Origin of the sequence: Kitasatospora sp. NPDC056273 (genome assembly GCF_042268845.1) — a bacterium.
Classification (GTDB): Bacteria; Actinomycetota; Actinomycetes; order Streptomycetales; family Streptomycetaceae; genus Kitasatospora.
The window spans coordinates 108422-122566 of record NZ_JBHJSJ010000002.1 but is presented as its reverse complement, the minus strand read 5'-3'; the positions used below and the strand labels follow the sequence as shown (position 1 = coordinate 122566).

The 14145-nt window shown below is 74.5% G+C and carries 10 protein-coding genes; 1 reads left to right on the top strand and 9 read right to left on the bottom strand.

All coding sequences use genetic code 11. The features are described from left to right. Window positions 1-108 precede the first annotated feature (108 nt). The 9 genes from ACFCY1_RS02140 to ACFCY1_RS02100 form a co-directional block, all read right to left on the bottom strand. The gene (locus ACFCY1_RS02140) at window positions 109-1803 is read right to left on the bottom strand and encodes a 4Fe-4S binding protein (RefSeq protein WP_375873215.1); all 1695 of its coding nucleotides are present in this window, start codon (window positions 1801-1803) and stop codon (window positions 109-111) included. A gap of 58 nt (window positions 1804-1861) precedes the next feature. Continuing rightward, complete coding sequence (locus tag ACFCY1_RS02135; protein WP_375873214.1) at window positions 1862-2773, bottom strand: diiron oxygenase; 912 nt, start codon at window positions 2771-2773, stop codon at window positions 1862-1864. A gap of 239 nt (window positions 2774-3012) precedes the next feature. Beyond that, window positions 3013-4062, bottom strand: a complete 1050-nt coding sequence (locus ACFCY1_RS02130; RefSeq protein ID WP_375873213.1) for an alpha/beta hydrolase — start codon at window positions 4060-4062, stop codon at window positions 3013-3015. Window positions 4063-4216: 154 nt separating this feature from the next. Continuing rightward, window positions 4217-5494, bottom strand: a complete 1278-nt coding sequence (locus ACFCY1_RS02125) for an RNA polymerase sigma factor (protein WP_375873212.1) — start codon at window positions 5492-5494, stop codon at window positions 4217-4219. Continuing rightward, a complete protein-coding gene (locus tag ACFCY1_RS02120; RefSeq protein WP_375873211.1) occupies window positions 5491-5868 on the bottom strand; it encodes a YciI family protein in 378 nt (125 codons plus the stop codon). Before ACFCY1_RS02120 ends, ACFCY1_RS02125 begins: the two co-directional genes overlap by 4 nt. Window positions 5869-6003: 135 nt before the next feature. Further along, window positions 6004-9381, bottom strand: coding sequence for a tetratricopeptide repeat protein (locus ACFCY1_RS02115; RefSeq protein ID WP_375873210.1), 3378 nt, complete (start codon window positions 9379-9381; stop codon window positions 6004-6006). 15 nt (window positions 9382-9396) lie between these two features. Next, the gene (locus ACFCY1_RS02110) at window positions 9397-10422 is read right to left on the bottom strand and encodes an RNA ligase family protein (RefSeq protein ID WP_375873209.1); all 1026 of its coding nucleotides are present in this window, start codon (window positions 10420-10422) and stop codon (window positions 9397-9399) included. An 84-nt stretch (window positions 10423-10506) separates the two neighbouring features. Continuing rightward, window positions 10507-11754, bottom strand: coding sequence for a 3-phosphoshikimate 1-carboxyvinyltransferase (gene aroA, locus ACFCY1_RS02105; protein WP_049656576.1), 1248 nt, complete (start codon window positions 11752-11754; stop codon window positions 10507-10509). Between the two features lie 160 nt (window positions 11755-11914). Next, a complete protein-coding gene (locus tag ACFCY1_RS02100) occupies window positions 11915-12577 on the bottom strand; it encodes a TetR/AcrR family transcriptional regulator (RefSeq protein ID WP_375873208.1) in 663 nt (220 codons plus the stop codon). Window positions 12578-12712: 135 nt separating this feature from the next. Here ACFCY1_RS02100 and ACFCY1_RS02095 point away from each other — a divergent pair, with 135 nt between their 5' ends. Next, window positions 12713-14125, top strand: a complete 1413-nt coding sequence (locus ACFCY1_RS02095) for an amidase (RefSeq protein WP_375873207.1) — start codon at window positions 12713-12715, stop codon at window positions 14123-14125. Window positions 14126-14145: the final 20 nt, after the last annotated feature.

The following is a 14145-nucleotide window of genomic DNA, read 5'->3' as shown; positions in this document are numbered from 1 at the left end:
GCGCCCCCCCCGCGGGGGGCCGCCCCGGCGGGGGAGCCCTCCCCCCCCACCGTCTGCCCGCCGCACGTCCTGTGCGCCGCCCCGCAGACGCGAGTTCGAAGACGGGCCCTACCGCCGCAGCCCCGCCGCCAGCAGCTCCGCGACGGTGGCGAGCTTCACCCGGGGCCGCCCCTCGGCCTCGCCCCGCTCGCGTTCCGCGCGGTCCACCGCCCGCAGCTCCCGCAGCCCGACCGCGTCCGGCCGCCGCTTGCGCACCAGCCGTTCGAAGTCGCCGCGCCCCGCCTCCGGGACCGGCAGCGCGCGGGCGGTCGCGTCGTCCAGCAGCGAGCCCACCGTCTCCCGGGCGCAGGCCCGGTTGGCGCCGATCCCGCCGGACGGCCCGCGCTTGGCCCAGCCCACCACGTACGTCCCCGGCAGCGGCCGTCCGGTCGCCGGGTCGACGACCCGCCCCGCCCGGTGCGCGACCGTCCCGGTCCGCTCGTCAAAGGGCAGCCCGGGCAGCGGGACGCCCCGGTGCCCGATGGAGCGCACCACCAGCCCGGCCCGCAGCACGTCCCGCACGCCGGTGCCCTCGACCCGGCCGTCCGCCGCCTGGGCGGTCCGTTCGACGGTCAGCGCCTCGACCCGCCCCTCCCCGGACAGCTCGACCGGCGCCGACAGGAACCGCAGCACGATCCGCCGCCCCGGCCCGGGCGCCGCGTCACCGTCGTGCGACACCAGCGGCAGCCCGGCGAGCAGCGCCGCCCCCGACGCCGTACCCGACCCCGCTTCCGCCTCCGCCCCCGCCTCCGCCTCCGCCGCCGCCTCGATCGCCGCCCGGACCTCCGGGTGGTCCGCCACCACCACCTCGACGCCCGGCAGCCGCCGCAGCGCCAGGAACTCCGCCCTGCTCCACGCCGCCTGCCCGGGGCCGCGCCGGGCGAGCAGCACGACCTCCCGGACCCGGCTGCGGCGCAGCGCGGCCAGGGCGTGGTCGGCGATGTCGGTGGCGGCGAGCCGGTCGGGGTCGGTGAGCAGGATGCGGGCGACGTCCACCGCGACGTTGCCGTTGCCGACCACCACCACGCGCTCCGCCGACAGCTCCACCGCGTCGGCGGGCACGGTGGGTTCGGCGTTGTACCAGCCGACGAAGGCGGTCGCGGGCAGGCTGCCCGGCAGGTCCTCGCCGGGTATGCCGAGCCGGCGGTCGGCGGCCGCGCCGACCGCGTACACCACCGCGTGGTGGTGGGCGGCGAGCTCCTGGTGGGTGAGGTCCGTGCCGATCTCCACGTTGAGGTGCATCCGCAGCCGGGGGTCGTGGAAGACGCTCGCGAAGCTCTCCGCGATCCGCTTGGTGGACTGGTGGTCGGGCGCGACGCCGTGGCGCAGCAGGCCGCCGGTGACGGGCAGCCGGTCGATCATGGTGATCTCGGCGCTGGTGCCGCGCAGCAGTTCCTGCGCGGTGTACCCGGCGGACGGGCCGGTGCCGACGACGGCGATCCGCAGCGCGCCGACCTCGGCCGGCAGGCTGCGCGGGAAGCTGGGCGCGCCCCAGGCGTGGTCGTTGGGGTGGTCGCGGAACCAGTCGCGGTTGAGGTCGCCGAACACGGTGTCGGGTCCGCGCAGCCGGTCGACCGGGAACACGGCGTCCACCGGGCAGGCGTCCGCGCAGGCGCCGCAGTCGATGCACGCCCGCGGGTCGATGTAGAGCGTGTCGGTGGTGCCGAACTCCGGTTCGTCCGGGGTCGGGTGGATGCAGTTGACTGGGCAGACGGACACGCACGAGGCGTCGTTGCAGCAGGTCTGGGTGATCGCGTAGGCCATGGCCGGGGTGGGTCCTCGCTGCGCGTGGGGGATGGGGCGGCTCATTGGTGACGGTTCGTCAGAGCATGTGCACCCGGCGGTAGACGGCCGCCGAGCGGCCGGTGAGCAGTCCGGTCTCGGCGAGGAAGGCCATCAGGTGCCGGGAGCTGGTGCGCATCATCGCCTTGCGGTGCTCGCTGGCCCGCACCTCGGCGAGCGCCCGCTGCACGTCGAGCCCGGCGGCCTTGTACACACCCGGGTGCACCATGCTGGTGACGATGACGTACGCGCCCACGGCGATGCCGGTGGCCGAGGCGCGCCGGCGGGCCGGGCTCGCGTGGCGCATCCGCTCGCGGATCTCCTGCCGGGCGAACTTCATGTGCCGGGACTCCTCGACCACGTGGATCCGGGAGGTGCCGCGGACGATCTCCAGCACCTTCTCGCCGCGCATCCAGTCGCGCTGCATGACGTCGAGCACCTCTTCGGCCACCAGGATGCCGCCGTAGGCGAGTTCGCCCTTGGCGAGCGCCTTGAAGGCGCGCCCGGCCTGGGCGATCACCTTGTTCGGGCGGTAGGCGGGGACGCCCATCTTGGCGCAGGCGCGGGCGAACATGATCGAGTGGCGGCACTCGTCGGCGATCTCGGTGAGCGCGAACTGGAACTCGGCGGTGGCGGGGTTCTTGAGGTACTGGTCGCGCAGCACCATCTGCTGGAGGATCATCTCGAACCAGATGCCGGTGTTCATGATCGAGCAGACCTCGTGCCGGGTGAGTGTGACCCGCTGGCGCTCGGTCATCTCGTCCCACAGCCGGGTGCCGTAGAGGGTGCTCCACTCCGGGTTGAGGCCGTAGTGGTCGTCCGGGAGGGGGGCGTCCCAGTCGATCTCGGTCGAGGGGTCGTAGGAGAGGGTGGCGGCCGACTCCAGCAGCCGCTTCGAGACGTCGTCGTCGGCCGTGGTGTGGCCGTGCCCCGTCTGCCAGGTGAGAGCCATGGCTGCCTCCAGGTGCCTGTTCCGCGGGTTCCCGCTCACCCGCTTATTAGACGGACAGTACAATAAGAGCCGGTCGCCGAGAACCCCCTGCGCGACAGCGATCCGGCGCGTGACCGTACGGCTCACGCCCCCCTTCCGCCTCCGGGCACGCCCCCTCCCGTCTCACGGCACGGCGAAGGGCGGGACCCGCCCGCTGCCGGGGTCCCGCCCTTCGTCGCAAGCCCTCCGGCGCGTTGCCGCTACCCGCCGATCGCCTGCCGCAGCGCCTCCGCCGCCTCGGCCGTCGCCTCCCGGAAGCGGTGGCCGACGCCGATGTAGCTGGCGTACCCGTGGATGAGGTCCGACTGCCGGCTCAGCCGCACCGCGACCCCGGCCTCCTCCAGCGCCCGCGCGTACGCCTCGCCCTCGTCGCGCAGCGGGTCGAAGCCCGCGGTGCCGATGTACGCGGGCGGCAGGCCGGTCAGGTCCTCGGCGAGCAGCGGCGACAGCCGCGGGTCGGTGCGGTCGGCGGGCGCGGGCGCGTACCGGTCGGCGAACCAGTCCATGTCGGCGCTGGTCAGGAAGAACCCGTCGGCGAACAGTGCGCGCGAGGGGCGCCGGGTCGAGGCGTCGGTCGCCGGGTACAGCAGCAGCTGGAACACCGGCGCGGGGCCGCCCCGCCGGACCGCCTGCTGGGCGGCGACGGCGGCCAGGTTGCCGCCCGCGCTGTCCCCGCCGACCGCGATCCGCTCCGGGTCCGCGCCCAGGTCGGCGGCCTTGGCGTAGGCGTAGTCGAACGCGGCCAGCGCGTCCTCGGCCGCCGCCGGGAACGCGTGCTCGGGCGCCAGCCGGTACTCCACCGACAGCACCCGCACCCGCGCCCGCTGGGCGAGGAAGCGGGCGATGTGGTCGTGGCTGGCCCGGCTGCCGACCACCCAGCCCCCGCCGTGCAGGAGGACCAGCAGGCCGGAACCGGCCGCCAGCCCCTCCGGGGTGTACAGCGTCGCGGCCAGTTCGCCGTGCTCCTGCGGGATGCCGACGCTCCGCGCGGCCACCGTACGGTTGCGCGGCCCGCCCACCAGGTGCCGCGCGTGCTCCATCGCGGCGCGCGACGGCCCGACCCCGCCCGACATCACCAGGGACGCCCCGGACAGCCGTTGGAGCTTGAGTATCAACTGCGCGTCCAGCGCGAGCGTCTGCCCGTCGAGGACCACCGGCTTGCCCGCGACGGCCCGCCGCAGGCCCTCGGGCAGCGCGTACGCGGCGCGGACGACGGCGGCCTGGATCCGAACGGGCGGTGGGATCGTCATCTCTTCTGCCTCCTGACGGCGGCCCTGGAACGGTGTCGGGGCGGTTCTGCCGGGGCCGGGAGCCCATGATGGGCCCCTCCCGGCGGACGCGGAAGCCCCCTGGACGCCGTCTGAACCCGCCCTCGACCCCGCCGCCGCCCCCGCCCCCACCCACTCACCCCGTACTCGAAGCCACCTCCAACCGCCGTGCCCGGGAGGCCAGATGGCGCCGCTCCGGGGCGCTCGCCGTCCGGGCCGCCGCCTCCCGGTAGGCGCGGGCGGCGGCCGCCGGGTCGGTGCCGAGCCGGTCGAGCAGGTGCGCCCGGACGGCGAGCAGCCGGTGGTGCCGGGCCAGGCGCCGGTCCCCGGCCAGCTCCGCCACCAGTGCCAGCCCCGCCTCCGGCCCGTGCACCATCGCGACCGCGACCGCCCGGTTGAGCGCGACCACCGGGTTCGGGTCGAGGCGCAGCAGCAGGTCGTACAGCGCCAGGACCTGCGGCCAGTCGGTCTCCCGCGCCGTCGCCGCCTCCCCGTGCACCGCGGCGATCGCGGCCTGCACCTGGTACGGCCCGGCCTGCCCGCGCGGCAGCACCGAGGCGATCAACTCCAGCCCCTCGTCCAGCAGTTCCCGGTCCCACCGGCCGCGGTCCTGCTCGTCCAGCGGCACCACCGCGCCGTGCGCCCCGGTGCGGGCCGGCCGCCGGGCGTCGGTCAGCAGCATCAGCGCGAGCAGCCCCGCCGTCTCGGCGTCCCCGGGGGTGAGCCGCCGCAGCAGCCGGGTCAGCCGGATCGCCTCCTCGGACAGCCGCGGCGCGGTCAGCTCCTCGCCGCCGCTCGCCGTGTAGCCCTCGTTGAAGACCAGGTACAGCACGTGCCGGACCTCGCCCAGCCGCCCCGCCCCGCCCTCCGGGAGGGACTCTCCCCCGCCGAGGGACAGTCCCCCGCCCGCGCTCCTCAGCGTCTGCTTCGCCCGGCTGATCCGCTGCGCCATCGTCGCCTCGGGCACCAGGAACGCGGCCGCGATCTGCGCGGTGGTCAGGCCGCCGACCGCGCGCAGGGTCAGCGCGATCCGGCTCGGCACGGACAGCGCCGGGTGGCAGCAGAGGAACAGCAGCGCAAGGGAGTCGTCCGCCGCCGGGTCGGGCGCGTCGGCCGCGGGGGCGAGCAGCGCCGACTGCGGCGTGGCCAGCGCCAGCGCCTCCTCCCGGCGGCGGCGCGCCGAATCGCTGCGCACCCGGTCCACCAGCCGTCGGTCCGCGACCGTCACCAGCCAGCCCCTCGGGTTGGCCGGCACCCCGCCCTCCGGCCACTGCGTCGCGGCGGCCAGCAGCGCCTCCTGCACCGCGTCCTCGCACGCGTCGAACGCCCCGCCGTGCCGCCGCACCAGCACGCCGAGGACCTGCGGCGCCAGTTCGCGCAGCAGGCCCTCGACGGCACCGGTCGTTCCGCTCACTCGCACACGGGGAGGTCGCCCGCCACGGACTCGTGCAGGATCGGCCACAGCTCCACCGGCTCCACGTCCGCGAACGGCATGTCCGCCGCGATCTGCTGGGCCCGCTCCAGGCTCTCGCAGTCCAGCAGGTAGAAGCTGGCCACGTACTCCTTGGTCTCCAGGTACGGCCCGTCGGTGACCACCGGCACCCCCTCCGCCCGCCGCACCAGCTGCGCCGCCGCCGCGTCCGCCAGCCCGTACGCGCCGACCAGCTCCCCGCTCTCCCGGTACCGCGCGTTGAACGCCTCCTGCTTGGCGATCGCCTCCGGCCACGCCTCGGCCGGGAAGGAGTCCCACTTGGCCTGGTTGCCGTAGATCATCGCGACGTACTTCATTCCGGGTGTCCCCTCCGTCTCACGCGCCCCGTCGGCGCGCCGTCACCTCTCAGTCGGAGCGGCGGAACCCGGCCTCTACATCGCCGACGACTTTCCCGAGGAATCTTTTCTCGCGCCCCTGACCCCCACGAACGATCAAGGTACGGCAGCCGCCCGGAGCACCCGCATCGCGGCCTCGGCGCGAGGCCCGACGGGAGGTTCCGCTCGGGTCAGCTCCTCCACGTACGCGCGGACGTCGAGCAGCACCGTTCGGACGCCACGCGTGACCAGGAACGCGTCGGCCAACTCATCCGGTGCCGTCTCGCCGACGACCAGCCCATGGAGCAGTTCCGCCGTCGCCGTCTCGATGCGGCCTTCGGATGCGCGCGCCGCGTTCAGGTACTCGTCCCACACGGCGAGGGAGGCCGCCCGTCCGCTGTCGCGCAGATGCTGGACGGCCGACTCCTCGAGTACGCCCAGGTCTGTCGGGTCCACCTGTACCGCTCGCCAAAGGACCGACCGTGCCTCCTGGAGGCGTCCGCTCCGCCGATGTACGGCAACCAACGCGCAGGAGATCCAGAGGAGTTCAGGTGTGTCGCCAAGGGCTGCGGAAAGATTCGCGGCCGCCGCGTCGAACCTGCCCAACAACCCGTTCGCTTGCCCCAGGCACCCGAACGCCCATGCATTCGCAGGGTCCAGGTCCAGGGCCTCGGTGAAGTCCGCCACGGCCTCATCCAGCTGACCGGCCTGCCGGCGGGCCTCGCCGAGGACCACGAGTGCTCCTCGCCGGTACTCTGGGCATCGCTCCAGGAGCGCGGTGATGTCAGTTATCGCCTCCTCCAGCCGGCCCGCTTCCTGGTGAATCATGCCGCGGTTGAGCAAGGCCAAGGCGTTCGCGGGTTCCACCTCCAGGGCCGCTGCGAAATCCGCCAACGCCTCGTCGGTCCGGTTCGCCTGCTTGTGGAGCTCACCACGTTGAACCGACGCCCACGCGACTTCGGCCCCCAGCTCAAGGGCCGCGGTGTAGTCCGAAACCGCCTGCTCAAACCGGCCGGCCGATCGATGGACGTCGCCGCGACGCGCAAGCGCCCACCCCGCCCGGGGATCCACCGCGAGAGCCGCTGTCAGGTCCGCCATCGCTTCGTCCAACCGGCCCACCGACTCATGAACCCCCGCCCGGAGCCCGAACACCCAGCTCAGACCGGCATCCCGTGCAAGGGCGGCGTCGAAATCGGCCATCGCTTCGTTCAGTCGGCCCGCCGACCGGTGGATCTCACCCCGGAAGCCATGGACCCAGACCATCTCAGGGTCCAGCGCAAGGGCTGCATCGAAGTCCGCCAGCGCTTCATCCAACCGGCCCGCTGACTGGTGGATCTCACCCCGGAAGCCGAGCGCTCCCGCATCATCGGGCTCCAGTTCAAGAGCTGCGTCGAAGTCCGCCATCGCCTCATCCAGCCGGCCTGCCAGACAGTGGGCCTCACCCCGGCGGGCGAGCACCCACCCGTCTGTCGGGGACGCTTCGTACGCGGAGGTGAAGTCCGCCATCGCCTCGTCCGACCAGCCCGCCAGCCGATGGGCCTGTCCCCGGAACCGGAACACCCAGGTGAGACTCGGGTCCAGCCGGAGGGCTGCGGAGAAGTCGTCGACCGCCGCGTCCAATCGCCCCGCCGACTGGTTGGCCACACCTCGGTAGGCCAACGCCCACCCGAAAGCGGGGTCGAGGTCGACAGCGGCACCGAGATCCACCAGTGCTTCCTCGATGCGGTTGCTCAAAACGTGTGCGCGACCTCGGCACGCACGTGCCATCGGAAGATCCGGCGCCAGGAGCACGGCGCGATCGAGGTCGGCGCGGGCTTCCTCAGGGCGGCTCGCCATGCGGTAGTCGCCCCTGACAGCAAGCGCCCGGGCCCGTACATGCGACGGCAGACCCGGGGCGCAGAGGACGGCGAGAACCTCGGTCTCCGGTTGCTCCGTGCTGGCGGCGGCACGCAACCTCCCGGCCCACCCGGCAAGTTCGGCGTCTTCGGTGTCCTGCGCCGCGTAGCCCAGCATGTCCACCCACGGAGCCAGGTCCGCTGCTACCAGCCAAGCCACGTGATCCAGAGCCCGCGGCAGGTTCGCCGTCGGATCCGTACACAGTGAGTGGTACGTCTCGTTCAGCGCCAACCGGCGCCAACGGGCATCCGCCGGTCGCCGCTGCTCCGGCAGCCGGCATTCCAGCGCCTCCCGTTCGGCGGCGTAGTGCCCGGCCAGCCGCACATGTGCCGTTGCCCAGGCCTGGGGCGAGTGCAGCCGCTGACGGCGCAGCAAACTCGCCCGGACCACCGGGTGGTACTGCCGGTACGAACCGTGGCCCGCGATGAACGGCTGGCTCAGCAACCACTCCCAGGCGTCCGCGGCCGCGTTCGGCACCGCGCAGGCGAACAGGTCGTGGTTCAGCTGCAGGGGCAGTGCCGCCGCCAGGACGGTCTCGCGGCGCTCCGGTTCCGGGATCCACTGGAGGAAGCGCTCCACCGCATGGTCGGTGAGGTCGGCGCCCGCGTCGGCGATGTCGCCGACGGCCTGGAGGTCGGTCTGCGCGAGCAGGGCGACCAGCAGGGGCAGCCGCATCGACAGGCCCGTCACGGCCTCGACCACCTCGGGGTCGGTGACACCCCGGGCTGCGAGGAGTTCGCGGGTCTCCTGCTCGGTGAAGACGTCGAGCGGGACGTCGACCACGGCCGAGCGCAGGGTGCCCCAGTCGCGTTCGCACAGCTCCTCCCGCCCGGCCATGACGATGACGACGTCGAGCGGGACGTCGCCGTAGGAGCCGTCGAGGAGGTCGCGCAGCCAGACGTCGAGGTGGCGGCCGGTGAGTTCCCAGGTGTCCAGGAACAGCACCACCGACGGGCTGTCCCGGCCGCACAGCTTCGCCAGCTCCGCAACGAACGCCCGGCAGAGCGCCACCTCCTCACCGTCATTGCCGCGCCGCCGTTGGCGCATGCCTGCGATGAGACGGTCGGCACCGAGGGCGACGTTGTCCGGGTTGGCGATCGCCGCGACCACACCCCCACCCGGCAGCATGGAGGCGGCCCCGAACGCCGCCTGGGTGACCATCCGGGACGGCAGGGACGCCGTTCCACCGCCGGTAGGCGGCTCGGGGACGCGGTCGGCGGCGGCCCGACGGGCCCGCCGGTACTCGTCGAGCGCCTTGTCGAGCTCCTTCAAGGGCCCGGCTTGCTCGGCCAGTTGTCTGGCGAGCGCGCTCAACGCCGTCTCCAAGCCGTGGACGTCATTCTCGTCCACAACCGCCGTCAGCGCGCCAGCCCGCCGGGCCGCTTCGCGCCACTCGGCGATCAGCGTCGACTTGCCGACGCCGCCGACGCCCCGCACGTGAAAGAGGAAGTCCGCCGGGTCGTCGGTGGCCTCCGGATCAGGACTCCTGCGCAGGTTCTCCGAAAAGAGCGCCAACTGGGCGCGGCGGCCCACGAACTGCGCCCCGGCCCGCCGCCGAAGTGCCTCCGCGCGCGACAGCCGCTTCCTCGTCTGAGCCATTCCGCTCCCTCGTAGTCAGGAGTTGCGCCGGTCCTCCGCGTCGAAGGACGTGAGGGCCCGGGCCCCCGGTTCGAGGGCCTGGCGCAGGGCGGCCAGGACGGTCGGGTCCAACCCTCCCACGGCGTCGGCGAGTTCCTCGGCCACGTCCGCCGCGATCTCCGCGGCCACGGCCTGTGCGGGTGTGCGGGGGCCGAGCTTGCTGACGGCGGCGGCGGCGCGGGTGGGGGTGAGCAGGGCCGAGGCCTGGACGAGGAGCCAGGCGGGGACGCCGGCCGCGCCCTCCGGCGGGGGGAGGTAGGGGCGGGCACCGTCGTAGCGGTCGTCCTCGGCGAAGGCCCGCTGCTTCACCTTCACGAGCGGACGGGCGGTGGCGGACTCGTGCCATTCGCCGGCCGGTTTGAGGACGTACCCCTCGGCGAGGTTGTCCGGCAGCTCGGGCAGGCCGAGCAGGGCGGGCACCTGGCTGGGGTAGCGGACCGGCAGGTCGTGCAGGGTGTTCAGCGGGCCGTGGCCGAGCAGGGGGACGCAGGTGAGTCCGGCGGCCCGCGCGGCCGTGCGCAGGGTCCGGTCGGCGATCCACCAGCGGCCCTCGGGTGTCTCGACGGTGGCGTCGAAGGGCAGCCAGCGCAGGCCGGGGGCGTACCAGACGCCGGTCTGGACCGGGTCGACGCCGGGGACGGCGGGCACCCCGGGGTGCGGGTAGCGGCCGCCGGCCAGTTCGCCGTAGACCGTCACCACGGCGGCGGCGCCCCACGGTTCGCGCACCGCGGCGGCGAACCGGGCGGCCGCGACGGACAGTTCGGGCCAGATCCGGCTCACCCCGAAGAAGCCGTCCAGCCCCTCGTCGTCCAGCAGTTCACGCCGTTTCGCGGCCCGTACGGAGCCGCCTTCGCAGACCACGGCGAAGTGTGCCCCGTGCACCTTCTCGGCCGCGGTCCACTCGCGGCTGCCGGGCCCGCCGGAGCGGCCCCGGGCGGGGATCTTGGGGTAGGGCCGCAGCCCGGGCCCGTCGGACACCGTCTCGAACACCGTCTCGGACACGAACGGAATCCTCGCCGCCGGGGCCGCCGCCTGGCAACCGGGATTTCCCGGCCCGGACGACGACCCAGGTCGGAGCGGCGCGGGTCAGACCCCCCACTCCGCGCGCAGCGCCGCGAAGGCCTCGTGGAACCCCGGGAAGGTCTTCCGCACGCAGCCCGGGTCGTCGAAGGTGATGCCGGGGGTGCGCAGCGAGGTGACAGCGAAGGACATGACGATCCGGTGGTCGGAGTGGGTGGTGACCTCGGCCGGGCGGGGCGTGCCGGGCCGGATCTCGATCCAGTCGTCCCCGGTGGCCACGGTGACGCCCATCGCGCGCAGGTTGTCGGCGCAGGCCTCCAGGCGGTCGCACTCCTTGACCCGGGTGTTGTGGACGTCCTCGATCCGCACCGGCCCGGTGGCGAACGGGGCGATGGCCGCGAGGGTGGGCATGGTGTCGGAGATGTCCCGCATGTTGACGGTGATCCCGCCGAGCGGGCCCTCGCCGGCCACCGTGGTGCGGTCGGCGCCGACGTCCACCCGGGCGCCCATCCGCCGCAGCACGTCGACGAAGCGCAGGTCGCCCTGGAGCGCGTCCCGGCCGAGGCCGGGGACGGTGACCTCCCGGCCGGCCAGGGCCGCGGCGGCGAAGAAGTAGCTGGCCGTGGAGGCGTCCGGCTCGATCGGGTAGTCGGCGGCCCGGTAGCCGCCGGGGGGCACCTCGAACAGCTCGCCGGCGGGCGTCCGCTCGCGCTTCACCTCGACCCCGAAGTCGCGCATCATCGCCAGGGTGATGCCGATGTACGGCGCGGAGACCAGCCGGGTGACGGTGATCCGCAGGCCGTCCCGGGTGAGCGGGCCGAGCAGCAGCAGCGCGGTCAGGTACTGCGAGGACTGCCCTGCGTCCAGGGTGAGTTCACCGCCGCGGACGCCGTCGGCGAGGACCGTCAGCGGGTGGTGCCCCTCGGCCTCCTCGTGCCGCAGGTCCACGCCCAGGTCGCGCAGCGCCCGGGTGAGCGGGGCGACCGGGCGGCGGCGCATCTGGGCGGAGGCGTCGAAGCGGTACGTGCCGTGGCCGGCGGCGGCGAGGGTGGGCAGGAAGCGCGCGGTGGTGGCGCCGTCGCGGCAGTACACCTCGGCCTCCGGGACGGCGGGACCGGCTGGGCGGCCCTCCACCCGCCATGCCGCGGCCGTCCGCTCGATCCGGTACCCGAGGGTGTCCAGCCCCTGCGCGAAGCCCTCGGTGTCGTCCGAGGACAGCGGCCGGCGCAGGGTGGTCACGCCCTCGGCGGCGGCGGCCAGGAACAGCGCCCGGGCGGTGATGGACTTGGACCCGGGGATCTCCACAGCAGTCACGGCAGGCTCTCCCAACACGAGTGTCCGACAGGTGTCTCCGGTGACGTCGGGCCCGATCCTGCCCGACCCGGCCACCGCCGTGGCCGACCATCCACGGACTGGACGGTGACGGGGGCGACAACAGTGGGCGAAGGCTTCAGCCGCGTGCCGAGGGGCCGTTTCAGCAGCGCGCCCAGAGCCCGGCCAGGTGCGTGTGCAGGACCTCCTCCGCCTCCGCCACCGTCCGGTGCCCGACCAGTACGTGCGCGGTGAGCCCGTCGGCGAGGGCGAGCAGCGTACGGGCCTCGGTCCGCGCGTCCACCGCCCCGGCGGTGTCCGCCCCGCCCAGCGCCGATCCCCCGGCCGCCGGCCCGCCCGCCGTCGCCCCGCCCAGCGCCGATCCCCCGCCTGCCGCCTCCGCGACCAGCCGCACCACCAGCTCCTCCAGCGCCGCGTAGCTGCTCCGCAGGGTGGCCGCCAGCGCCGGGTTGACGGCGGCGCCGGCGACGAAGGCGAGCCAGATCCTGGCCTCGGCCCGGTGCTCCTCGCGCAGCAGCGCCACCTCGCCCGCCACCAGCCCGAGTTCGGTGGCCGCCGACTGCGCAGGGCCGGCCGTGAGCCGGTTCCGCACCCGCGCGGTGACCCGCTCCCCGACGTGCGCGAGCGCGGCCAGCAGCATCTCCTCCTTGGTGCGGAAGCAGCGCTGGACGGCCCCCATCGAGACCTCCGCCCGGGTGGCGACGTCCCGCAGGGTGACGCCCTCCAGCCCGTGCTCGTCCACCAGCAGGCAGACGGCCTCGGCGATCCGCCGGCGCCGGCCCTCGTGGTCCACCTGTTTCGGCATGCCCGTCCTCCTCGCCGCCGTGTTCTCCGATATTCGATATTCCGATGCAAGCGTATCGGTTCCGGGCTAGGGTTCAGTTCCGTTCCGATGCGACCGCATCGGAACGAGCCCGACGACCCGCCGAGGAGCGCCCCCATGTCCCTGTGGAGCAAGCCCGCCACCGAACTCGCCGCCGCCGTGCGCGGCGGCGAGGTGTCGGCCCTGGAGGTGGTGGACAGCCACCTGGCCCGGATCGACGAGGTCAACCCCCGCCTGAACGCCGTCACCCAGCTCCTCGCCGACCGGGCCCGCGCGGCCGCGCGGGACACCGACCGACGCCGGGCCGCCGGCGAGCCCCTCGGGCCGCTCGCGGGCGTGCCGTTCACCGTGAAGGAGTGCACCCCGATCGCCGGCGTGGCCACCACCTTCGGCACCCCGCGCTTCCGCGACCACGTCGCCACCGACGACGCCGTCCCGGTGGCCCGGCTGCGCGCGGCCGGGGCGATCCCGATCGGCCACAGCAACCTGCCGACCCTGATCCTCGCCGGGATGCACACCCGCAGCGAGCTGTACGGCGACACCTACAACCCCTGGGACCGGCGCCGCACCCCGGGCGGCACCAGCGGCGGGGACGGCGTGGCCGTCGCCGCCGGGATGGCCCCGCTCGGGCTCGGCAACGACTCCGGCGGCTCGGTCCGCATCCCCGCCTCCTTCTGCGGGGTCGCCGCCCTCGATCCGACCACCGGCCGCTTCCCCGCCGACCAGCGCCTGATCGGCCCGGACGACCCCGGCCCGGCCTCCCAGGTCCTGGTCACCGACGGCCCGTTGGCCCGTACGGTCGCCGACCTGCGGCTCGCCTACGAGACGCTGGCGGGCACCGACCCGCTCGACCCGCGCGCCGTGCCCGTCCCGCTGTACGGCGAGCCGCTCGCCGCCCCCGTCCGGGTCGCCGTCGTCGCCGACCCGGGCGGCCACGGCGTCCACCCCACCGTCCGCCGCGCCGTCGAGACCGCCGCCGACGCGCTGCGCGACGCCGGGTACGACGTCCAGGAGGTCCCCGACGTCCCGCGGCTGGACGAGGCGCTCGACACCTACCACCGCCTGACCGGCACCGAGTTCGCGCCGAACTGGCCCGCCGTCCGGCAGCTGCTGGGCGAGGGCGGCGACCGCTTCATCGAGCTGACGATGCGCAGCTCCCCGCCCGTGGACGGCCCCGGCCTGATCCGGCTGCTGGGCACCTGGATGAACATCCGCCGCTCCTGGGCGGAGTTCCTGCACGCGTACCCGCTGCTGCTGGGCCCGGTGTTCACCGAGCCGCCGGTCGAACCGGGCCTGGAGTCGCGGGACCAGGCGGGCCGGGACCGGGTCGCCTCGGCCATGCGGCTCTGCTCGGTGACCAGCTTCGTCGGCGTCCCGTCCGTCGCCGTCCCGACCGGTCTCGCCGCGGACGGCCTCCCCACCGGTGTGCAGCTCGTCGGCCGGGCCTTCCGGGAGGACCTCTGCCTGGCCGCCGCCCAGGCCGTCGAGGACCGCCTCGGCACCCTCGCCCCGATCGACCCGAGGCCGTAAGCCGCAGGCCGTAAGCCACA

Excerpts from the sequence above, each read along its gene's own strand:
- ACFCY1_RS02140 (WP_375873215.1), bottom strand. The coding sequence starts at position 1,803 with ATGGCCTACGCGATCACCCAGACCTGCTGCAACGACGCCTCGTGCGTG.
- ACFCY1_RS02135 (WP_375873214.1), bottom strand. The coding sequence starts at position 2,773 with ATGGCTCTCACCTGGCAGACGGGGCACGGCCACACCACGGCCGACGAC.
- ACFCY1_RS02130 (WP_375873213.1), bottom strand. The coding sequence starts at position 4,062 with ATGACGATCCCACCGCCCGTTCGGATCCAGGCCGCCGTCGTCCGCGCC.
- ACFCY1_RS02120 (WP_375873211.1), bottom strand. The coding sequence starts at position 5,868 with ATGAAGTACGTCGCGATGATCTACGGCAACCAGGCCAAGTGGGACTCC.
- ACFCY1_RS02115 (WP_375873210.1), bottom strand. The coding sequence starts at position 9,381 with ATGGCTCAGACGAGGAAGCGGCTGTCGCGCGCGGAGGCACTTCGGCGG.
- ACFCY1_RS02100 (WP_375873208.1), bottom strand. The coding sequence starts at position 12,577 with ATGCCGAAACAGGTGGACCACGAGGGCCGGCGCCGGCGGATCGCCGAG.
- ACFCY1_RS02095 (WP_375873207.1), top strand. The coding sequence starts at position 12,713 with ATGTCCCTGTGGAGCAAGCCCGCCACCGAACTCGCCGCCGCCGTGCGC.